This window comes from Variovorax boronicumulans (assembly GCF_029892485.1).
Taxonomy (GTDB): domain Bacteria; phylum Pseudomonadota; class Gammaproteobacteria; order Burkholderiales; family Burkholderiaceae_C; genus Variovorax; species Variovorax boronicumulans_B.
Window position 1 is genome coordinate 113564 of sequence record NZ_JARXVG010000009.1, and the last position, 21577, is coordinate 135140.

Annotated in this window: 12 protein-coding genes; 1 reads left to right on the forward strand and 11 read right to left on the reverse strand. The window is 68.9% G+C overall.

All coding sequences use genetic code 11. The features are described 5' to 3' along the window. Position 1: 1 nt before the first annotated feature. From M2282_RS20820 to map, 10 genes are all read right to left on the reverse strand, one after another. On the reverse strand, positions 2-4345 hold the full coding sequence (locus tag M2282_RS20820; RefSeq protein ID WP_280810667.1) for a cellulose synthase subunit BcsC-related outer membrane protein: 4344 nt from the start codon (positions 4343-4345) through the stop codon (positions 2-4). Further along, entirely contained in the window at positions 4321-5535 is a 1215-nt protein-coding gene (gene bcsZ, locus M2282_RS20825) for a cellulose synthase complex periplasmic endoglucanase BcsZ (RefSeq protein ID WP_280810668.1), read from the reverse strand. The genes M2282_RS20820 and bcsZ overlap by 25 nt, the downstream gene beginning before the upstream one ends. A gap of 14 nt (positions 5536-5549) precedes the next feature. Beyond that, positions 5550-7853 carry a cellulose biosynthesis cyclic di-GMP-binding regulatory protein BcsB gene (gene bcsB, locus M2282_RS20830; protein WP_280810669.1) on the reverse strand — a complete coding sequence of 768 codons (2304 nt, stop codon included), beginning with the start codon at positions 7851-7853 and terminating at the stop codon, positions 5550-5552. Continuing rightward, positions 7850-10048: a UDP-forming cellulose synthase catalytic subunit gene (gene bcsA, locus M2282_RS20835; RefSeq protein WP_280810670.1), complete on the reverse strand. Its 2199-nt coding sequence runs from the start codon at positions 10046-10048 to the stop codon at positions 7850-7852. The genes bcsB and bcsA overlap by 4 nt, the downstream gene beginning before the upstream one ends. Next, positions 10045-10851 carry a cellulose biosynthesis protein BcsQ gene (bcsQ, locus tag M2282_RS20840; protein WP_280810823.1) on the reverse strand — a complete coding sequence of 269 codons (807 nt, stop codon included), beginning with the start codon at positions 10849-10851 and terminating at the stop codon, positions 10045-10047. Before bcsQ ends, bcsA begins: the two co-directional genes overlap by 4 nt. A 2-nt stretch (positions 10852-10853) precedes the next feature. Beyond that, a complete protein-coding gene (bcsR, locus tag M2282_RS20845) occupies positions 10854-11237 on the reverse strand; it encodes a BcsR/BcsP family cellulose biosynthesis protein (RefSeq protein WP_280810671.1) in 384 nt (127 codons plus the stop codon). Further along, positions 11234-11707 (reverse strand): cellulose biosynthesis protein BcsD, encoded by a 474-nt coding sequence (gene bcsD, locus M2282_RS20850; RefSeq protein WP_280810672.1) that lies wholly within the window; start codon positions 11705-11707, stop codon positions 11234-11236. The genes bcsR and bcsD overlap by 4 nt, the downstream gene beginning before the upstream one ends. A gap of 207 nt (positions 11708-11914) precedes the next feature. After that, a complete protein-coding gene (locus M2282_RS20855; protein WP_280810673.1) occupies positions 11915-12955 on the reverse strand; it encodes a sensor domain-containing diguanylate cyclase in 1041 nt (346 codons plus the stop codon). A 91-nt stretch (positions 12956-13046) separates the two neighbouring features. Next, positions 13047-15650 carry a [protein-PII] uridylyltransferase gene (locus tag M2282_RS20860; protein ID WP_280810674.1) on the reverse strand — a complete coding sequence of 868 codons (2604 nt, stop codon included), beginning with the start codon at positions 15648-15650 and terminating at the stop codon, positions 13047-13049. A gap of 19 nt (positions 15651-15669) precedes the next feature. After that, on the reverse strand, positions 15670-16494 hold the full coding sequence (gene map, locus M2282_RS20865) for a type I methionyl aminopeptidase (RefSeq protein ID WP_280810675.1): 825 nt from the start codon (positions 16492-16494) through the stop codon (positions 15670-15672). Positions 16495-16696: 202 nt separating this feature from the next. On the opposite strand from map, the gene purL reads away from it, so the two are divergent. After that, positions 16697-20704, forward strand: a complete 4008-nt coding sequence (gene purL / locus M2282_RS20870; RefSeq protein WP_280810676.1) for a phosphoribosylformylglycinamidine synthase — start codon at positions 16697-16699, stop codon at positions 20702-20704. Between the two features lie 81 nt (positions 20705-20785). On the opposite strand, the gene M2282_RS20875 is transcribed toward purL, so the two are convergent. Then, complete coding sequence (locus M2282_RS20875) at positions 20786-21571, reverse strand: peptidylprolyl isomerase (protein ID WP_280810677.1); 786 nt, start codon at positions 21569-21571, stop codon at positions 20786-20788. Between the last annotated feature and the right edge of the window lie 6 nt (positions 21572-21577).

Below are 21577 nucleotides of genomic sequence, written 5' to 3' on the forward strand. Positions count from 1 at the left end.
TTCAGAGCAGCGGCGTGTAAGGCGAGACCAGCGGGCGCAGCGTGGTGCCGGCGGGCACGCCCAGCGTGCTCGCGCCATCGAACACGTAGCGCAGGTACAGGCCGCCCGTCAGCTGGCGGTAGTTCTGCGCGTTGTTCAGTCCGATCGAGCCGCCCAGGAACATCTTGGGCGCAAGCTGGTACTCGAGGATCGCGGCCAGGTTGTAGGCCAGGCCGGTCTTCGAGGTCTGGGGGTACATGCCGGTGAAGGGCGCGCTGCTCAGCCCCAGGGAGGCGGCGTAGGCTGCCGCGCTTCCCGCATCCCGCGCACGCCCGCTGTCGGTCGGGAAGTAGGGCGACTCCTTCTGGGTGAAGGACTGCACACCCAGCGAGGCATTCAGGCGCCACGACAGGCGGTCGCTGCGGCCGCTCCAGTCGACCGGGAACGCCACGCTCACGAAGCTCTGCGGGCTGAAGTAGCCGCCTTGTCCGAAGGTGTAGTAGCTCAGGTTCTTGTCGTAGCCCATCAGGCCCAGGTTCATGCCCAGGGTGAGCTTGGAACTGGGGCTGCTGATGAGGTGCAGGTAGGCGCCGCCGCCGGTCTCGAAGCGGCTGTTGCTCGCGACGTTCTTGCCCGTGATGCCATGCAGCGCCGCATAGCCGTAGACGCCGTAGGTGCCGTCGTCGTAGCCCAGGTCGCCGCGCACGCCGGTGGCGACCACGCCGCCCCAGCGCTCGTTGGTGCGCTGGTCCTTTGCGCCGGCGAACGACAGCAGGCTGTCGGTGACCGCGCGGCGCGACACGTCGACCTTGGCGTTCCACGAATCGCCGAACGAGCCCGCATATGACACGTTGCCGATCACGTTGGTCTCCGGAAAACCGAGCGGCGTGGTGCCGATGCTCGCGCCGAAGTTCTTGCCTTCGTAGCCCACGCTCAGCCCGACGCCGGACGCGTTCTGCTGGCCCGCGCTGGTGCTGTTCTGCAGGCCGGTGATGGCCGCGCCCGGGCCGCCGCCGAAGCGGCTGCCCGTGGGGTAGTCGGCGGACGGCGTTCCGGCATCGAGCACCGTGGGCGTGACGCCCACGACGATCTTGCCTTCGCCGACCGGGAAACGCGCCTCGATGGGAATCTGGAAATCCGACAGCTGGCTGAGCCCCGCTTCGCCCGCGCTGTTGCGGTAGACGGTGCCGGCGGTCAGGCTGATCGAGCGCTGCGCCTGCAGCTCGCGCAATTCGGCGGCCACCGGATCGGTGGGGGCTGCGGTGCGCAGCGGCGCGTTCCAGCCTGAGCCGCCCGTGCCGGGAACCGGCAGCGGCGCGATGCCGCCGGCCTGGCCGTACGGGTAGCTTTGCGGATAGGCCTGCTGTGGATAGGCCTGCGGTGCCTGCGCATACACAGGCGCGACCGGCTGCATGCCCGCCACGGGATAAGGCTGCACCGGCGCCGCGATGTAGGCCGAAGCCTGCGGCGTATTGCGCGCGGCAGCGGCCGTGCGCGACGAGGCGGCAGAAGACGCCGTGCGCCGGCCTTTGCTGCCAGCCGCGGCGGGCGGCGTGCCGGCGTTCCACGGGAGCGCGCCCGGCGGATAGGCTGCCGGCACCGCGCCCGCGACGGGATAGGCCGGGTTCGTCGGATACGCAGGCGGTGCCGCGGGATAGGTCGGCGGATAGGCCGGTGCAGCCGCGTACGCCACAGGCTGCATGCGCGCCTGCGCGAACGGATTGCCTCCCGCGGCGGGGTAGCCAGCAGGTCCCGGCGTACCGGGTGCGCCGCCCGTCATCCCTGCGAACGGGTTGGCCGGTGGCAGGCCGCCCTGCACCGCGCCGGGCGCGAAGCCGGTCGCGACGCGGCTGTCGGTCTCCACGGCGGCGCGCAGGTACTGCTCGGCCTTGCGGCTGTCGCCGGCATTGCGATAGACGCGGCCCGCGGCGGCCAGCACGCGCGACTGGTCGGGCGCCTGCTTCAGGGCGGCCATCACGTAGTTCTCGGCCTCGCTGTGCTGGCGCAGCGCGCTGGCGCTGGCGGCCGCGGCCAGCAGGGTGTCGAGGTCGGCGGGGTTGCGTTGCAGCACGCGCTGGTAGAGCGCAAGCGCCTGGGTTTCGTCGCGTGCGGCGGAGTACAGGCGCGCGAGCGCGGCCATCGCCCGCGGATCGTCGGGCCGCTCGGCCAGCACGGGGGCCATGGCGTTGTAGGCGGCCTCGAGGTTGCCGGCCTCGCGCAAGGCATCGGTCTGGCGCAGCGCGAAGGCGATGCGCAGGCTGTCGAAATCGCTGCGCTGCGCGGCGGTCATGCCGGCGGGCTGCAGCTGGCGCAGCACCGCGGAGAGCTCCACGTCCTGCTTCGTCTTGAGCAGCACCGACGCATAGAGCAGCCGGTCGCCGATGCCCGGGTTCGGGCTGCGCGCGAGCAACTGCCGGCTCATGGCGAGCGCACGCGGCGCATCGCCGATTTCCGCATACGCCCCGGCGAGCTGGCCCCAGAGTTCGGTCGGCATGTCGCTGCTGAGGGCCGCCTCGGCCTGGCCGAGCACCTGGCGCGCCGCGTCCACCTGGCCCTGGCGCGCGAGCGCCTGCGCACGCTGCGCCTGCGACAGCGCCCAGAGCCTGCGCTGCAGCGCCGCCATGTCGCGCGTCCTGGACGCCGCGGGAATCCGCTCCAGGTACTGGATGCCGCCAGCCGCGTCGCCGGTTTCGGAGGCGAGCAGCGCGCTCGCGTAGAGCGCATCGGGCATGTCGGGCTGCGACATCAGGAGGCCCTCCATCACGCCGCGCGCTTCGGCCGTGAGGCCCTGGCGGCGGTAGATGTTGGCGAGGTCCAGCCGTACCCAGGGGCTGTCAGGCGCGGCGAGCATCGCGTCTTCGAGCGTGCGCTGCGCGCCGGGGGCATCGCCGGCATCGGCCTGCTGGCGAGCCTTGGCGCGCGCCTGCTCGACCTGGATGTCGCGCAGGCCGCCGAGCTGGCTGGCCTGCTCGGGCGTGAGCTGGCGGGCCAGCGCCATCGCCTCGTCGGCGCGGCCCTGCCGGCCGTACACGGCAATGAGGCCGCGCAGCGCCTGCGTGTCCGAAGGCTTGCTCTCGAGCACGCGCTTGTAGCCTTGTTCGGCCTGCGGCAGTTCGCCGGCCGCGGCGCGCAGGTCCGCCAGCGCGACCTGGCCGACGCTCTCGCGCGAATCGATGCGTACCGCGCGTTCGAGCAGCGCTTGCGCGCCGCGAGCGTCGTTCTTCTCGCGCGCGGTGCGCGCCTGGCCGACGAGGTTCCAGTAGGTGGCGCTTTGCAGCGCCGAATTCCATTTGCTGCCGCCCGAGCCGCGCGCGGCACGCTCCAGCAGCTCCTGCGCTTCGCCGAAGCGCTCCTGGCGCAGCCGCACCAGGCCCAGGCCGCCCAGGGCCTCGGGGTCGTCGGCCTTGGTGCGCAGTGCCTGCTGGAAGCGTTGCTCGGCGGTGGCCGGGTCGCCGCGGTCCAGCGCCTTGAAGCCTTCGCCCAGCGGCACCCCCGGCGAGGCGGCGGCGGTCGCCTTGCCGGTGGTCAGCGTCTCCAGGCGTGCCGATACCGCGGCGTCGTTCGGGTTGCTGGCCAGGTAGTCCTGGTAGAGCGGGATGTCTGCCGCGCGCGCGTCCAGCCAGATCAGCGCCTGGCGCCAGCTCGCGCGCGCGGCCGTACCCACGGTGGGCTGCTTGGTCAGCTCCACCAGGCTGCGGATGCCTTCGCGCCGCGTGGGTTCGCTGTAGGTGCGCAGCTGCGCAAGGGCGAGCCTGTAGCTCGCGTTGTCGGGATGCTCCTTCACCAGCTGCTCGATGCCCTTGCGGGCCTCGTCCGCGCCTTGCGGCGTGCTGCTCAGCACCTGGTAGTACTCCAGCGCCAGCGCTTCCGGCGGCGGGCGGTTGTCGAACTGGCTGCGGTAGAGCTCCACTGCCTCTGCGCTGCGTCCCGCGCGCGCCGCCGCGCGTGCCCGCTGCAGCGTGCTGCCCTGGCCGGGTTGCTGCGCCTGTTGCGTGAGACGGGCGATGCGGCTGTCGTTGGGATGCGCGGCGCGCAGCCGCGAAATCCAGCTGCGTGCGGGCTCGGCATTGCCGCGCGACAGCTCGACCTGCGCCATGCCGTACATCGCATCGGCCGACTGCGGATCGACGCGCAGCAACTTGCGCCAGCTTTCTTCCGCAAGGTCCGCGCGGCCCTGCGTCTGCCAATAGTTGCCCTGCTCGACGAGCGCGGCGCCGGCATCCGCCTGCGCCCGCGCGGGGCTGCTCGCGCAGACGGCCGCGAGCAGGCCCAGGCAGGCCATCCATTGCGCGGCGGGAATGCGTCCCGGGCCGCGGCGCAGCCAGGGTGGACACAGCGGCGTCATGCCGTTCGGGTGGATCGACATAGCAGTCTCCATGAGGGTTGCAACTGGCCGTTGCGATCGAATTCGTAGCGGCCGTCCAGCCAGGCCTGTCCGAAGATCGACAGGACCTGCTCGTAGTACGGGAGCGGCGCGGCGGGCGCCGCTGGGGACGATGTCTCGGCGCGCCCGCCCGGCAACCGGGCCGACTCGGCGGCCAGGGCATCGGGCAGCGCCTGCGCCTTCAGGTACGGCAGCAGTGCGCCGGCGAAGCCCGCGGGGCCCATGCCGCGCCCCGTGCCGGTGGCGGTGTCCACCGATTCGGGCATCGGATGGCGTTCCGCGAGCAACTGGCGCGGGCCGTTCAGGCGCTGCAGCAAGGCCTTGTGATCCGGGTCCCCGGCCGACAGCATCCCGGCCCAGAGATAGACGCGGATGGCGTCGTAGCTGCCCACGGCGCCTTTCTCCGGATCGGCGACGAAGGCGTTGGCGGTCTGCGACCACGCACACCAGTCGGGCGCGAAGCCCTTGGGCGCGACGGCGGCCATCAGGCGCAGGGTGTTGTCCGCCACTTCGCGCCACGGTCCGCGCGGATCGGCCTGCTGGAAGTAGCGCAGCAGCTGCAGCGGCATGTAGCTCGGGTTGAGGCGCCAGACCGGACCGCTGGCCACAGACGCGGGCCACGGCAGCAGCATGCGGCCGAGCCCGGGCAGCGCCACCACTTCGTCGCGCACCACCAGCGCCAGCAGGCTGCGGCCGAGCCTGGCGTAGCGCGGCTCGTTCCAGAGCCGGCCGGCCTCCATGAGCGCATAGGCAATCCACAGGTCGGCATCGGAGGCCGCATTCGCATCGAGCACGCCCCAGCCGCCCTCGGGCTTCTTGCCCCATTGCCAGGCCGGCAGGTGGCTGGCCAGGCTGCCCTGCGCGAGGTTGGCTTCGGTCCAGGCGAGCACGCGCGCGAAGGTCGCCTTGTCGTCGTGGACCAGCGCGAAGAAGAGGCTGTACGACTGGCCTTCGGAGGTCGATTGCTGCTGCGGCGTGTTGAAGTCGATCACGCGGCCGTCGCGCTGGATGTGGCGCGACGCGAACGCCGCCCAGTCGGACGCGGGATGGCAGGGCGCCGCTGGCGGTGCTGCGGACGCCGTGCGGGACCCGGCCCAGCCCAGCACGGCGGCCGTGAGCAGCGGCCGCCTGCCGATGGTTGGCGGGGACGAGGGGGGTGCGGGGCGTGGCATGGCGGTCGATGCGTTCAACGCAGGCGGCGCCGGGCGCGCAGCTGCAGGCTCGCGAAAGCCACCGCGGCGCCGAGCAGGGCCAGCGCCACCACCAGCCCGGCCAGCAGCAGCGGGCTGCGCGACAGGTTCCACTGCAGCCAGGCCATCGGCGGCAGGCGGCCCACGTAGTAGACGTCTTCGCCCAGCACGCTGTGCACCTGGGTGTCGCGCACGATCGCCATGCTGCCCTGGATGCGCTTGAGCAGGTCGGGCGTCATCAGCGCGTTCAGCAGGGCCTCCTTGGAGGCCGGGTTGGTGACGGCCGCGATCACGCTGCGCCCGCTGCGCAGCGGCGACTCGAAGCCCGCCAGCACCGCGTCGCGCCCGTCGTCGCTCACGGCGATCTGCATCGCGCCCGGCAAGTCTTCGCGCTTGCGCGCGCCGATGACGAAGTCGACCGCGTTGTCGAGCCAGCTGTTGAGCCTGATCTGCGGCGAAGTGCCGTTGCGCTGCAGCGGCATCTTCGCGGCCCATTGCGCGAAGAGCGGCTGGTTCTGCAGGTTGCCGATCACCAGCAGGTCCTTGTCGGCCCACTGCGAGACGTCCGCCGAGCGGCCGACCTTCACGCGCAGCGCGGGGTAGCCGGTGGCGCGGCCGATCTGGCCGAGCAGGCCCAGGTAGGTCTCGGTGTCGGCGGCCTCGGGCTGGTCGGGCAGGACGACCGCGGTTTCCGAGAGGTCGGCCATGCGCGAGAACGGAAAGCCGCCATTGGCATAGGCCGCGAGCTCGGGCATCGCGATGTAGTGCGGGAAGCCCGACACGTCGATGGTGGAGGTCGGGTCGATCGAGCCGCGCACGTTGTCCAGCAGCGGCAGGCAGCGCCCGCCCGAAGGCTCGAAGTAGTAGTGCATGCGCAGCTGGCTGCGCGGGCCCAGGGCCAGCGGCGGCAGCATGACCTGCCTGTTTTCGGCCACCGTGCCGTCGGGCATCACCTTGACGGCCAGCGGGTTCCACCAGCGGTCCCCGGCGGGGTTGGCCGAGCGCAGCGGCAACGCGCCGATGAAGTTGTCGTCGACGTTCACGTTGAGCGTCGACTGGTCGGGCCGCACCCGCGGCGTGTAGCGGTACTGCAGGTCCAGCGGGATGCCGCGGCTGCGCCAGGTGAAGAGGTCAGGCGGCAGTTGCAGGTTCACCCGCACCACGTCGGGCGTGTAGCCCGAGACCGTCAGGTCGGCGGCCGTGGCGAGCTCGCCCAGTTGGAGCGGCCTGTCGCTGGGCACCCAGCGCGGCGCGTCGTAGGGCTTGCGCGGCGCGGGCTCCTGGAAGGCGGTGACGCTGCTGCGATCGCCCGAGAACGCGCGGCTGTTCAGGGTCAGCGCCGCCGCGGCGGTGCGCAGTTCGGCCGGATCGCGCCCCATCACCAGCAGCAGCTTGGAAGCCGGGTCCTGCGGGTGGTCGACCACCGCCAGGGCCGGGCCCTGGATGGCCGGCAGCACGAGGTTCGGTATCTGGGTGTCGGGCAGCACGAACACCACGGCATGGCCAGCGGGCAGTTCGCCGCGCGTCACCGGGAAGGTGGCGCCGCGGTAGTCGGCCAGCGCGCCGAACCACGACGAGACGATGCCGGCCGCCTCGAGCAGCGGCGGCGACTCGGCGCCGCCGAACACGAAGGGGATGCGCGCGCGCCGCACGTCGCGGCGGTCGAAGAAAGGCTGCGGCAGCGTGGCCAGGTCGTTGGTGAGCTTGAGCGGCGACACGTTCAGCCTGAGCGTGCTCGAGGCGTCGATGCGTGCCCAGAGGCTGGTGTGGACCGGGTCTTCGCACTCGCGCGTGTAGTGCCCGACCAACTCGATGTTGATGCGGTTGAACTCGGTGATCAGCCGCCGGTCGATCGCGATGTCCTGCGTCTGCGGCTTGCCGGCCTCGGCGCGGTTCACCGGCAGCGTGGCGACCAGCACGTCGTTCACCGTGACCTTCAGGTGCGAGAGCTCCGGAATGAGCGAGGGTGAGTACGCGTAGTTCAGCTTGAGCGACGCGGCGGTGACCAGCTCGTCCGCGCGCACGTTGAACGGAATGCCGATGGTGCCGCTGATGCCGCGCAGTTGGACCGCATAGTCGATGCCCAGCTGCGTGAGGTTGAGCTCGCGGACCGCACCGCCGGGTGCGGCGGCCGCGGCCACCGGGGTGGCCGGACGCGCCTGGGGCTGGACTTGGGGCTGCGCCCACGCGCCGCCCGTTGCCGCGGCGGCCAGGGCAAACGCCAGCACGGTGGCTCCGCGGTACGGCGCCGGGCGCGGGTGGGCCGCCACACGGCCGGGCGCTTGCAGGGAGGTCGTCACACGGGTTCCTTCGCTTCGACGGGCGGCTTCGACGACGAAACCGCGGAGGGGCGCAGCCTGGAGGTGGCAGCGCGGTAATAGTGGGCAAACATGTTGCGAAAGCCGGTCCCGCTGATGCCCACGATGTGGCCCAGCACCCGGTGGATGCCTTGCCGCGGATGGTTGCCCCAGCGCGCGGCCCAGATGTCGGCGCGCGCCGTCGTGCATTGCACCAGGGCGCGCTCCTGGACAAGGCTCATCGGCGCGAAGTGAAGGCCGACGTGCCGTCCCTTGCTGAAGCGCACGGTGGTGGCAAAGCGCGACTCGGCTTCACCGCGGTAGAGCGCGACCACGACGTTCGCGTCCTGCGCGAGCTGCATGTCGGCCGGCAGCTCCACGCCCAGCCCGCCGGCGGAGAAGTCGGACGTGGTGCAGCGCACCGAATGCCCGTCCGCGAAGTACAGGGTGGCCGGCACCTGCAGCGCCACGCGGGGCGCGCCGCGCACCTGGCGCGACTCGTTGGCGGCCGCCACGCAGGCGCCCAGGATCATCAGGTTGTAGAAGGTCCACGCCAGGTTGAGCCACACGGTGGCGATGTTCTGCGGATCGACCCAGGTCAGCCGCCACAGGCCCGCGCCCACGCCCAGGAAGTTCAGCAGCAGCAGCACCAGGCTGGGCTTGGCGATCAGGGTGTCGAAGAACTCCTCGCGCACCAGGCCGCCCTTGGCCGTCACGTTGAAGCTGCCCAGCTTGGGATTGATGAGCGCCACCAGCGTGGGCCGGAAGATGTACCAGGCCAGCACCGCCTCGTAGACCTCGTTCCACAGCAGGTAGCGAAAACGTCCCTGGATGCGGCTGTTGGTGAGGTTCGCATGCAGGATGTGCGGCAGCGCGAACGCGAAGATCATCGAGGCCGAGGCGTGGATCACGCTCGCGCCGAAGAACAGGTAGGCCAGCGGCGCGGTCAGGTAGATCAGGCGCGGGAGGCCATACAGGAAGTGCAGCATCGCATTCAGGTAGCACAGTCGCTGCGCCCAGTGCAGCCCGCGTCCGAAGAGCGGGTTGTCGATGCGGAAGATCTGCGCCATGCCGCGCGCCCAGCGGATGCGCTGGCCCACGTGGCTCGAGAGGCTCTCGGTGGCCAGGCCCGCCGCCTGGGGCAGCGCCAGGTAGGCGGTGTTGTAGCCGCGGCGATGCATCTTGAGGGCGGTGTGCGCGTCTTCGGTCACGGTTTCCACCGCGACGCCGCCGACTTCCTCGACGATGGTGCGCCGGAGCACGGCGCAGGAACCGCAGAAGAAGGTGGCATTCCACAGGTCGTTGCCGTCCTGGATGAGCCCGTAGAACAGCTCGCCTTCGTTGGGCACGGTGCCGAAGGTGTCCAGGTTGCGCTCGAACGGATCGGGCGAGAAGAAGTAGTGGGGCAGCTGCACCATGCCCAGCTTCGGATCGCGCCCGAACCAGCCCATGGCGATCTGCATGAACGAGCGGGTGGGGATGTGGTCGCAATCGAAGATCGCGACGAACTCCGCGGAGGTGTTCTTCAGCGCCGCGTTGATGTTGCCGGCCTTGGCATGGCGGTTGTTGTCGCGCGTGACGTGGGTAACGCCGACCTCTTCGCAGAACACGCGAAATTCCTCGCGCCGGCCGTCGTCCAGCACGAAGATCTTGATCTTGTCGCGCGGCCAGTCGATCGACTGGGCCGCCAGCACCGTGGGCCGCACCACCGAGATCGGCTCGTTGTAGGTGGGAATGAAGAGGTCGATGGTCGGCCACAGCGCCGTGTCTTCCGGCAGCGGCACCGGCTTGCGCTCCAGCGGCCAGGCGGTCTGCACATAGCCCAGCAGCAGCACCACGAAGGCGTACAGCTCGGCCATCAGCAGGCCCACGCCCAGCACCAGGTCCAGCGGGTTGTCCATGAACATCGTCTCGGTCACGCGCCAGTAGGCATAGCGCGAGGACACGACGACCGACAGGAAGATCATCACCAGCCCGGCAAAACGGCCCCGGAAGCGGTTCGTCACCAGCGCCGCGGCGAAGATGCCGATCGACAGCACCAGCTGCTGCTCGAAGGTCATCGGCGCGATGATCAGCGCGGGCAGCGTGACCAGCGCAACGACCCAGCCCACGAAGCGCACCGGCCACAGGCGCAGGAAGCCGGGTGCTTCGCTGGGCACGTACCCGGTGTCGCCTGTATGGCCGGTGTTGCGTTTCATTGTGTCGTTTCCTGGCGCTGCGGCGGGGCGTGCGCGGGTGGGTGGGTAACAAGGCGGGCGAGCAATCGGTCGGCGCACACCGCGATGTCCTCGGCCGCCTTGCTCAGCGGTGCGTAGCGCCGCACGGGGAGGGCCGAGGCGAGCGCCTCCGACACTGAGGCATCCAGGTGCAGCACGCCCAGCAGCTCCGGCTGCAGGCGCGCGCGCAGCATGGCGAAGACGTCGTGGTTCAGCCGCTGGCCGGGGTCGACCTGGTTGATCACGTAGGCGCTGCCGCGGTAGTCGGCGCGGGGGCGGCAGTACTTGTCCACCATGCGCTCGACGATCGGCAGCGTGGCGAACGAACCGGCGTCGGCCAGCACCGCGACCACGCACAGGTGCGCCGCGCGCAGCGCCTGCTGCAGGTAGACCGTGGGGCCGGGCGGGGTGTCGATGATCACCACCGTGTCTTGCGGCAGCGCGAAGCGTGCGAGCGTGTCGCCCAGCCAGCCGGGGTGGCGCGCGAGATCGTGCTCGAAACCGATCTGCCGCTCGTCATCCACCGTGCCGAAAGGCAGCAGCACCACGCCGCCGTGCGCCGGACGCATCGCCTGCGCCCAGGGCAACTGGCCGGACGCCGCGGCCAGCAGGCCCTCTTCGCAGGCGCCCGGATCGTTCGCCAGGTGGAAGCGCAGCGCGTTCTGCGGGTCGAGGTCGATGGCCAGTACCTGGAACCCGCGCTCGGCCAGTGCCGTGCTCAGGTTCGCTGCAACGGTCGTCTTGCCGACACCACCCTTCGAGGAAATGACAGGAATGACGAGCATCGTCACGTCGGCCGACGCCAGCGTGACATGGGACCTGCGGGCGGCGCGTGGCGCTGGGGATCGGCCAGTCGGGCAAAAAGAGCTTGAAGTTCGCTGGTCGCGCGGCCAGGTGCCGGGGCGTGAACGGGGGCGTGATTGAACGGTGCCGCGGCGGACGAGGGCGGCGGGGTGGGCGCGACGGGGGCAGCCGGGAGAACCGGGGCTGCGGAAAGTGCCGGCGCAGCCACCGGTGTGCGATCGATAGGGCCGCCCGACAGCAGCGGCCAGTTGTTCACGGCCTGTGCCTCGGCCTCCGGCGCATCGAATTCCTTGTAGTTGTGTGCGTCGCCGCCGAACTTGCGGAACAGGCCGGCAACATCTTCCGCGGAGCGGTCGTTCTGGCTCATGGCGAGGTCCTGCCCAGGCGCAACTCGACGACCGGGCCCGCCGGTTCATCGCCGCCGAGCGCTTTCACGCGCAGGGAGGAGGGCATCTGCTGGGCATCGAACCACGCCTGATAGACACCTTCGAAGAAGCCGCTGGTCCAGCCGGTCGCGTCAGGGCCGAAGGCCATCGCGATGGGGCTGCAGGCATGGGTGATGACAACGCAGTCGGCCTCTTCGCGCAGGCTGCTGAAGCCCCAGTCGATGCCGTCCCAGCGCGCATTGAACTGCGACTGCAGGTCATCGAGCGTCTCGCATGTGGCCACGGGCAAGGCGTCGGCCACGCGCTGGCCGATGCGAAAGAAGAGCTGATGCAGGTCTTCAGGCGGCAGGCCGGCGCTCAACTCGGCTGCCATGCCACGGTTGAATGCCAACCACTGCGCGCTGCAGGCGCGACGTTCGTAATGCTGAGGAACGGTCTCTGCGATGTCCATGTTGGGGCATTGTGTTGGAGCAACTAACGATTGGCAACGTGTGTGAACTTTGTTTCACATTCGCAATCGGTTGTCGCTCCATACGAAGGAACGGCCGCACTGGATTCGGGAAACGCAGGATTTATTTGACGGCCAGTTGCCGGGCCGTGTGGACCATGTCTCGGCCGGCACCGCGGATGGTCGTGGTGCCAGTCTGGCTGCTGTGCGTCAGGCGTGCGAGGCGCGCTCCCGCGTCAGGGCCCGGCGCGCACGCTTCGTTTCGTACATGGCGGCGTCCGCCTGCCGAAGGGCATCGCGGATCGACGTGACGCGGGGATCGACGGCGACCGCGCCCACGCTGGGGCCGCCATAGTCGATGACCAGCTGGGACAGCCTGAACTCGCCCGCGGCGCCGGCCATGACGCGCTGCGCGAGCGCCTGCGCCGCGGCTGCGCGCAGATCGTCGGGCGCATCCTGCGCGGGGCCGGGCCCGATCACCACGAATTCGTCGCCACCGAGCCGCGCGAGCATGTCGCTCGCGCGCAACGTGGCCTGGAGCCTCTCCGCCATGGCGAGCAGGAATTCGTCGCCGACCTCGTGGCCGTGCGCGTCGTTGATCTGCTTGAAGTCGTCCAGGTCGATGAAACCGACCAGGACGCAGGTGCCGTCTCGCTCGCCCTGGGAGAGCATGCGGCCGAGCGCCTCTTCGAGCGAGCGGCGATTCGGCAAGCCGGTGAGCATGTCGGTCGCGGCATGGCTCGCCAGTTCGGTGTTGGCCTTGGCCAGGCGCTCGAAAAGCAGCTCGCGCTCCACGTGCTGCCCGATGAGCTTGGCAAACAGGCCCAGCACGTTCGCCGCATTGGGCGGCAGCGGCACCTGCTCGGCGCTGGCCGCGCACAGCGTGCCGTAGAGGCCGGTGCTGTCGGTGCGGACCGGCATGCTCACATAGGTCTGGATGCCCAGGTCGCGGGCCGCGGCCGAGTCGCCCCAGCACTGGGCAACGTCGCCGGTGTAGAAGCGGCCTTCGTCGAGGGCGCGCTTGCAGAGGGTGTCGTCCCAGGGCACGCAAAGTCCTTCGGGAATCTGCATCTGCCGGGCATTGCGCGCATACATCACATGCTGCAGGCCCTTGTCGACGTCGATCATCGTGAGATAGGTCGACTCCAGCCCGCTCACCGCCTCGAGCATCTCGAGCATCGGCCGCGTCAGGTCTTCGAGCGTCCTGGCGGAAGAAACGGAGTCGGAGAGCCGGAGAAGCAAGGGATCCATGAAGCAATTCTGAAGGTGGAGATGCAGAAAATGAATCTTTCGTTTGCAACAACTCATGCAAACGCCCGACGCCGAGCCCGCTGGGCCTGGCTCAGGCCAGCGCGTCCATCAAGTCCTTTTCGATCGCCAGCTGCGTCTTCTGGCCCTGGAGCTCGGGGCCGCTGATCAGGAAGGTGTCTTCCACGCGCTCGCCCAGGGTCGTGACCTTGGCGAGCTGCAGGTTGAGGTGATGGCGTGCGAGCACCCGGGCCACTGAATACAGGAGGCCTGCGCGGTCGCTCGCCGAGATGTTGAGCAGCCACCGCTGCGCCTTGTCGTCGGGCAAGAGGCTGATGCGCGGCTTGATCGGAAAACTCCGCACCCGGCGCGACACCCGGCCCATGCTGGGTGGGGGCAGGGCGCCGGCTTCGGTGAGCGTCTGCGCCAGGCCCGACTCCACCATGCTGATCAGGTCGCGGTAATGGTCGGGCAGGAAGGTGGTCACGACCTGGAAGGTGTCCAGCGCATAGCCGTTGCTCGTGGTGTGCACCTTGGCATCCAGGATGCTGAACGACGACTGGTCGAAGTAGCCGCAGATGCGCGCGAACAGGTCGGGCTGGTCGGGCGTGTAGACCACCACCTGCAGGCCTTCGCCCACAGGCGACAGGTGCGCGCGCACGATGGGCGGGGCCTTCGGATCGACGGGCACTTTGGCAGGCGGGACGAAGCGCGAGAGCTGCTTGGCGTGCCAGGCGATCTCGGTGGCGTCGTGGCGCATGAAGTAGCCGACGTCCAGCGTGTCCCACAGCGCCTTGTGCGCCTCGAAGCGCTGCGCGTGCAGGGCCAGCTGCACCAGCGCCTCGCGCTTGCGCGATTCGACTTCGGCGTCGGGGTCGGGCATGCGGCCGCCCAGGGCGCGCAGCGTGTAGCGGTACAGGTCTTCGAGCAGCTTGCCTTTCCATGCATTCCATACGCGCGGCGAGGTGCCCCGGATGTCGGCAATGGTCAGGAGGTACAGGGCCGTGAGGTAGCGCTCGTTGCCCACGCGCCTGGCGAAGGCGCCGATCACCTCGGGGTCGCTCAGGTCCTGCTTCTGCGCCACCTGGCTCATCACTAGGTGCTCGGCCACGAGGAATTCGATGAGCCTGGAGTCTTCGCGCGCAATGCCGTGCTGCTTGCAGAAGCGCTGCACGTCGCGCGCGCCCAGCGTGGAATGGTCGCCGCCGCGGCCCTTGGCGATGTCGTGGAAGAGGGCCGCCACGTACAGGATCCAGGGCTTGTCCCAGCCCGCCGCGAGCTGCGAGCAGAACGGGTATTCGTGCGCATGCTCGGCAATGAAGAAGCGCCGCACGTTGCGCAGCACCATCAGGATGTGCTGGTCCACCGTGTACACGTGGAACAGGTCATGCTGCATCTGTCCCACGATGCTGCGGAACACGCGCAGGTACCGGCCCAGCACCGAAGTCTGGTTCATCAGCCGGAAGGCATGCGTGATGCCATAGGGCTGCTGAAGGATCCGCATGAAGGTCTGGTGGTTGACCGGATCGTTGCGGAACTTGCTGTCCATCACGTGGCGCGCGTTGTAGAGCGCCCGCAGCGTGCGTGCCGACAGGCCCTTCACGCCGATGGTCTTCTGGTACAGCAGGAAGGTCTCGAGCACCGCATGCGGCTCGCGCTCGTAGAGGTCGTCGCTCGCGATCTCGATGAGGCCGGCGCGCTCGTAGAAGCGCTCGTTGATCGGCGTGTGCTGCTCGTCGCTCGGCTGAAGGCGCTCGGAGATGTTGAGCAGCAGGATCTGGTTGAGCTGCGACACGGCCTTGGCGGCCCAGTAGTAGCGGCGCATCAACGCTTCGCTGGACTTGCGCTGCGATTCGCTCTCGTAGCCGAAGCTCGCGGCCACGGCGGTCTGCAGGTCGAACACCAGCCGGTCTTCGCGCCGGTTGGCAATCACGTGCAGCCGGGCGCGAATGAGCGAGAGCAGCGCCTCGTTGCGCTTGATCTGCTGCGCCTCGAAGGAGGTGGCCAGGCCGTTCTTGGCCAGGTCGTCCCAGCGGCTGCCGTAGCCGGCGGCCTTGGTCATCCAGAGGATGGTCTGCAGGTCGCGCAGGCCCCCCGGCGATTCCTTGCAGTTGGGTTCGAGCGCGTAGGGCGTGTTGTCGAACTTCTGGTGGCGGTGCCGCATTTCCTGCGACTTGGCCACGAAGAAGGCCTGCGGATCGATGGCGCGCACGAAGCGGCGGCGAAAGGCGGTGAAGAGCTTCTTGTCGCCGGCGATCAGGCGGGCTTCGAGCAGCGAGGTCTGGACGGTGACGTCCTTCTCGGCCTCGGCCAGGCACTCTTCGACGGTGCGCACGCTGGAGCCGATTTCGAGCCCGGCGTCCCAGCAATGGCCGATGAAGGCTTCGATTCGAGCCGGATCGATCTCGCTGGCATGGCCTTCGGGCGGCAGCAGCAGCAGCACGTCGACGTCGGAATACGGGAACAGCTCGCCGCGCCCGAAGCCGCCCACGGCCACCAGCGTCAGCGATTCACCGAAATCGGCGTCCCTCCACAGGGAGCACAGCGTCTGGTCGGCCAGCGCCGAGAGCTGGCGCAGCACCGTGTGCACGCTGCGTGTGGGGGCGCGCGCAAAGCGCAGGGTGTCGAAGAGGGCGAGCTTCTTCGCGCGATAGGCTTCGCGCAGCGTCGCCACGTCGATCTTGGCTGCTTCGATCACGGCCGGGCGCCTCGGCGCTTCAGGTTTTGGTCGAGGTGACGAAGGCGGGCGGCGGGGGGCTGCCTTCGGAGAGCGTCAGCACCTCGTAGCCGGTTTCGGTGACCAGCACCGTGTGCTCCCACTGGGCCGACAGCGAATGGTCGCGCGTGACGATGGTCCAGCCGTCGTACTGGCCGCCCTTGAAGTCTTCCTTCACGTCGCGCTTGCCGGCGTTGATCATCGGCTCGATGGTGAAGATCATGCCGGGCTTGAGCTCTTCCATGGTGCCCGGGCGGCCGTAGTGCAGCACCTGGGGTTCTTCGTGAAAGCGCTGGCCCACGCCGTGGCCGCAGAACTCGCGCACCACCGAAAAGCCCTGGCCCTCGGCGAATTTCTGGATCGCATGGCCCACGTCGCCCAGATGCCCACCCGGGCGCACCTGCAGGATGCCGTGCCACATGGCCTCGTAGGTGACGCTGCACAGCCGCTTGGCGGCGATGGAGGCATCGCCGATCACGAACATGCGGCTGTTGTCGCCGAACCAGCCGTCCTTGATGACGGTGACGTCGACATTCATGATGTCGCCCTTCTTCAGGGGCTTGTCGTTGGGAATGCCGTGGCACACCACGTGGTTGACCGAGGTACAGAGCGACTTCGGGAAAGGGACGCTGCTGGCGCCCATGTAGCCCACCGTGGCCGAGGTGGTGCCCTGCTTGACCATGTATTCGGCGGCAAGCCGGTCCACGTCGTTGGTCGTGATGCCGGGCTTGATGAAGGGCGTGAGGTAGTCCAGCACCTCGGAGCCGAGGCGGCAGGCGACGCGCATGGCTTCGATGCCTGCAGCGTCTTTGTAGGTAATGCTCATGCCCGGAATTATCCCATCGCAGAACGAACCTGCCCCCAACGCGGGACACTTCGTGTTCCCGCTGCCCCCCCGAGGGGGGCGGGCCACTTGGGGCGGCCCGGCGTTGGCCTAAAATCCCGGGTTAACGCGGATGGCCCCAGTCAGCGACCCTCCGCCCTCGATTCCTTGATTCCCAACGCGGCCCCCGAGGCCCCCATCGACCGTGACGCAGCCCGCACCTCAAGCCCTTCCCGTCGTAACTCTTTTCGAGGGCGGCAGCGCGCTCAGCGATTTCCGCGCCCGGCAGTTGCTGCCGAAGCTGCAGGCCATCGAGCCGCGCATCGAGGGCATTTCGGCCCGTTTCGTCCATCTGGTGGTCACCGATGCCGCGCTCGATGCGGCCGAGCATGACCGCTTCGCCGCGCTGCTGACCTACGGCGAGCCCTTCGAGGCGCCGGCCAAGGCGGGCACCTCGGTGGTCGTCACGCCGCGCCTGGGCACCGTGTCGCCCTGGGCGTCCAAGGCGACCGACATCGCCCACAACTGCGGCCTGGCGCTGCGCCGCGTCGAGCGCGTCACGCAATATCACCTGAAGCTCAAGTCGCCGCTGATCGGCAAGGCGCCCGTCATCGAGGGCGACACGCTCGCCGCCGTGGCCGGCCCGCTGCACGACCGCATGACCGAATCGGTGCTCGCCACAGTCGCGCAGGCCGCCAGCCTGTTCAGCGAACTGCCGGCCCAGCCAATGGCGCAGGTCGATGTGCAAACCGGCGGCCGCGAGGCCCTGGTGGCCGCCAACACCGGCTTTGGCCTGGCGCTGGCCGAGGACGAGATCGACTACCTCGTCGAAGCCTTCACGCGCCTCGGCCGAAACCCCAGCGACGTCGAACTGATGATGTTCGCGCAGGCCAACAGCGAGCACTGCCGCCACAAGATCTTCAACGCCCAGTTCACCATCGACGGCAAGGCGCAGCCGCAAAGCCTGTTCTCGATGATCCGCCACACCGAAAAGCAGAACCCGCAGCACACGGTGATCGCCTATGCGGACAACGCTTCGGTGATGGAAGGCGCGACCATCGAGCGCTTCATTCCAGCCAGCGGTTCGCAGAGCTATCAAAAAAATAGCGCCCTGAGCCATGTGCTGATGAAGGTCGAGACGCACAACCACCCGACCGCGATTTCGCCGTTCCCCGGCGCCTCGACCGGCGCGGGCGGCGAGATCCGCGACGAAGGCGCCACCGGCCGCGGCTCCAAGCCCAAGGCGGGGCTGACGGGCTTCACGGTCTCCAAGCTCTGGCCGGAAGACGGCCACTACGGCAAGCCCGAGCACATCGCGAGCCCGCTGCAGATCATGACCGAGGGCCCGCTGGGCGGCGCCGCGTTCAACAATGAATTCGGCCGGCCCAACCTGCTGGGCTACTTCCGCGAATACGAGCAGACCGTCTCGAGCGACCTCGACACCGTGCAGCGCGGCTATCACAAGCCCATCATGATCGCGGGCGGCCTCGGCAGCATCGATGCCACCCAGACCAAGAAGATCCAGTTCCCGGCCGGTTCGCTGCTGATCCAGCTCGGCGGCCCCGGCATGCGCATCGGCATGGGCGGCAGCGCAGCCAGCTCGATGGCCACCGGCGCCAACGCGGCCGAGCTCGACTTCGACTCGGTGCAGCGCGGCAACCCCGAAATCGAGCGCCGCGCGCAGGAGGTCATCAATCACTGCTGGCAGCAGGGCGCCAACAACCCGATCCTCGCGATCCACGACGTGGGCGCGGGCGGCCTGAGCAATGCCTTCCCCGAGCTGACCAACGACGCTGGCCGGGGCGCGCGCTTCGACCTGCGCGCCGTGCCGCTCGAGGAATCGGGCATGGCGCCCAAGGAAATCTGGTGCAACGAGAGCCAGGAGCGCTACGTGCTGGCCATTGCGCCAGAGTCGCTCGAACAGTTCAAGGCCTTCTGCGAGCGCGAGCGCTGCCCGTTCTCGGTGGTCGGCGTGGCGACCGAAGAGCGGCAACTGCTGGTGGCCGATGAAGGCGCGGCCGTGCAGCCCGTCGACATGCCCATGGACGTGCTGCTCGGGAAGCCGCCCAAGATGCACCGCGACGTGAAGACCGTCGCCCGCACGTTCAAGCCGCTCGATCTCACGGGCGTCGATCTGCAGAAGGCCGCCATCGACGTGCTCGCGCATCCGACGGTTGCCTCCAAGCGCTTCCTCATCACCATCGGCGACCGCACCGTGGGCGGCATGAGCCACCGCGACCAGATGGTCGGCCCGTGGCAGGTGCCCGTGGCCGATTGCGCCGTGACACTGGCCGACTACAAGGGCTTCGCGGGCGAGGCCATGAGCATGGGCGAGCGCACGCCGCTGGCCGCGCTCGACGCGCCGGCCTCGGGCCGCATGGCCGTGGCCGAGGCCATCACCAACCTGCTGGCCGCGCCGATCGAGCTCTCGCGCGTCAAGCTGTCGGCCAACTGGATGGCTGCCTGCGGCGAACCCGGCGAAGACGCCGCGCTGTACGAAACCGTCAAGGCCGTGGGTCTGGAACTGTGTCCGGCGCTGGGCGTGTCGATTCCGGTCGGCAAGGATTCGCTGTCGATGCGCACGCAGTGGAAGGATGGCGACGAGGCCAAGAAGGTCACCTCGCCGGTCAGCCTGATCGTGACCGCCTTCGCGTCGCTGGCCGACGTGCGTGGCACGCTCACGCCGCAGCTCGATGCAGAAGAAGCCGACACCACGCTCGTGCTGATCGACCTGGGTCGTGGCCAGCACCGCATGGCCGGCAGCATCCTCTCGCAGACGCTCGGCCAGAGCGGCGACACCGTGCCCGACCTCGACGACCCGGCGCAGCTCGTTGCGCTGGTCAATGCGGTGAACGCAATGCGCGCCGACGGCAAGATCCTCGCAATGCACGACCGCAGCGATGGTGGCCTGTTCGCCACCGCTTGCGAAATGGCCTTTGCCGGCCACGTCGGCGTGGCGCTCAACGTCGACATGCTGGTCACCGAAGGCGACGGCATCTCCGACAGCCGCATGGAAACCGGCGACGCCAAGAATTGGGCGCAGCAGGTCAGCGCGCGGCGCGAAGAACTCACGCTCAAGGCGCTGTTCAACGAAGAGCTCGGCATGGTGCTGCAAGTGCGCACCGCCGAGCGCAACGACGTGATGCAGGTGCTGCGCGCCCACGGCCTCAGCGCGCACAGCCATTTCGTCGGCAAGACGCGGCCCGTGAGCTCGACCATGGACGCGGGCAAGGGCAAGCTCGAAGTCTGGCGCGATGCCAAGTCGGTGTTCAGCGCGTCGCTGCACGACCTGCACCAGGTGTGGGACTCGGTCAGCTGGAAGATCGCCCGCGAGCGAGACAACCCGGCCTGCGCCGATGCCGAGCACGCCGCGGCCGGCGAGCCTTCGGACCCCGGCATGCATGTGTTCCTGCCGAACGCACAGCCTGCAGCGCCTGCCATCCTGCAGTCGCGCCCGAAGGTCGCGATCCTGCGGGAGCAAGGCGTGAACTCGCATGTCGAAATGGCCTATGCGTTCACCGAAGCGGGCTTCGAGGCCTACGACGTGCACATGACCGACCTGCAGACGGGCAGGGCGGACCTCGCCAACTTCAAGGGCGTGGTCGCCTGCGGCGGATTCAGCTACGGCGACACGCTGGGCGCCGGCATCGGCTGGGCGCGCAGCATCACCTTCAACCCCAAGCTGGCCGAGCAGTTCAAGGCCTTCTTCGGCCGTGGAGACACCTTCGGCCTCGGCGTGTGCAACGGTTGCCAGATGTTCGCCGAACTGGCCGACATCATCCCCGGCGCCGAAGCCTGGCCGCGCTTCACCACCAACCAGAGCGAGCGCTTCGAGGCGCGCCTGTCGATGGTCGAGGTGCTCGAATCGCCGAGCCTCTTCTTCGCCGGCATGGCCGGCAGCCGCCTGCCGATCGCGGTGGCGCACGGCGAGGGCTACGCGAACTTCAAGCACCGCGGCGATGCGGCCAAGGCCATTGCGGCGATGCGTTTCGTCGACAACCACGGCAATGCGACCGAGCAGTACCCGTTCAATCCGAACGGCAGCGCCGGCGGCCTGACCTCGGTGACCACGCCCGACGGCCGCTTTACGGCCGTGATGCCGCACCCGGAGCGCGTGTTCCGCAACATCCAGATGAGCTGGACGCCGGGCGACCGGAGCGAACTCAGCCCCTGGATGCAGATCTGGCGCAACGCGCGCAAGTGGGTGGGTTGATCGCCTGAAAGGCTGCCGCGGCAGCCCCATGAAAAAACGGCCCGCAGGCCGTTTTTTCATGGGGGGAGAAAAGCCCGAGGCTTACTCGACCTTGGCCTTCGCGCGCAATTCTTCCTGGTACTTCTGCAGGCGTTGCTGCTGCAGCTGTTGCGTGACCTGCGGCTTCACTTCTTCCAGCTTCGGCAGTTGGGCCTGGCGGATGTCGTCCACGCGGATGATGTGATAACCGAACTGCGTCTTGACGGGCGCCGGGGTGGTTTCGCCCTTCTTGAGCTTGATCATCGCTTCCGAGAACTCGGGCACGAAGCTCGCGGGGTTGGCCCAGTCGAGGTCGCCGCCGTTGGCGCCCGATCCCGGGTCCTTGCTCTGCTTCTTGGCGATGTCTTCGAACTTGGCGCCCTTCTTCAGGTCGGCCATGATCTTCTTGGCCTGGTCTTCGGTCTCCACCAGGATGTGACGGGCCTTGTATTCCTTGCCGCCGTTGGCCGCGACGAACTTGTCGTACTCGGCCTTCACGTCGGCGTCCGAGACCGGGTTGGTCTTGCGGTAGTTGTCGAACAGCGCGCGGATCAGGATGGCCTGGCGGGCGAGTTCGAGCTGGTTCTTGTAGTCCTCGTTGGCGTCCAGGCCTTGCTTCTGCGCTTCCTGCATGAACACTTCGCGCGCCACGATTTCTTCGCGCAACTGGCTTTGCATCTCGGGGGTGACCGGACGGCCTGCGGCGGCGAGTTGCTGCGCCAGGACGTCCATGCGAGCCTTGGGCACCGGCTTGCCGTTCACGATGGCTGCGTTCTGCGCCAGAGCCGCCATGGGAATGGCACCGATCAGCGCTGCGGCCGCTACGGCCTGCAAGATGTGTTTTTTCATGGAATG

Bases quoted from the DNA above. Each gene is read 5' to 3' on its own strand.
- M2282_RS20820 (WP_280810667.1), bottom strand. From the start codon at position 4,345: ATGTCGATCCACCCGAACGGCATGACGCCGCTGTGTCCACCCTGGCTG.
- bcsZ (WP_280810668.1), bottom strand. From the start codon at position 5,535: ATGCCACGCCCCGCACCCCCCTCGTCCCCGCCAACCATCGGCAGGCGG.
- bcsA (WP_280810670.1), bottom strand. From the start codon at position 10,048: ATGAAACGCAACACCGGCCATACAGGCGACACCGGGTACGTGCCCAGC.
- bcsQ (WP_280810823.1), bottom strand. From the start codon at position 10,851: ATGCTCGTCATTCCTGTCATTTCCTCGAAGGGTGGTGTCGGCAAGACG.
- bcsR (WP_280810671.1), bottom strand. From the start codon at position 11,237: ATGAGCCAGAACGACCGCTCCGCGGAAGATGTTGCCGGCCTGTTCCGC.
- bcsD (WP_280810672.1), bottom strand. From the start codon at position 11,707: ATGGACATCGCAGAGACCGTTCCTCAGCATTACGAACGTCGCGCCTGC.
- M2282_RS20855 (WP_280810673.1), bottom strand. From the start codon at position 12,955: ATGGATCCCTTGCTTCTCCGGCTCTCCGACTCCGTTTCTTCCGCCAGG.
- map (WP_280810675.1), bottom strand. From the start codon at position 16,494: ATGAGCATTACCTACAAAGACGCTGCAGGCATCGAAGCCATGCGCGTC.
- M2282_RS20875 (WP_280810677.1), bottom strand. From the start codon at position 21,571: ATGAAAAAACACATCTTGCAGGCCGTAGCGGCCGCAGCGCTGATCGGT.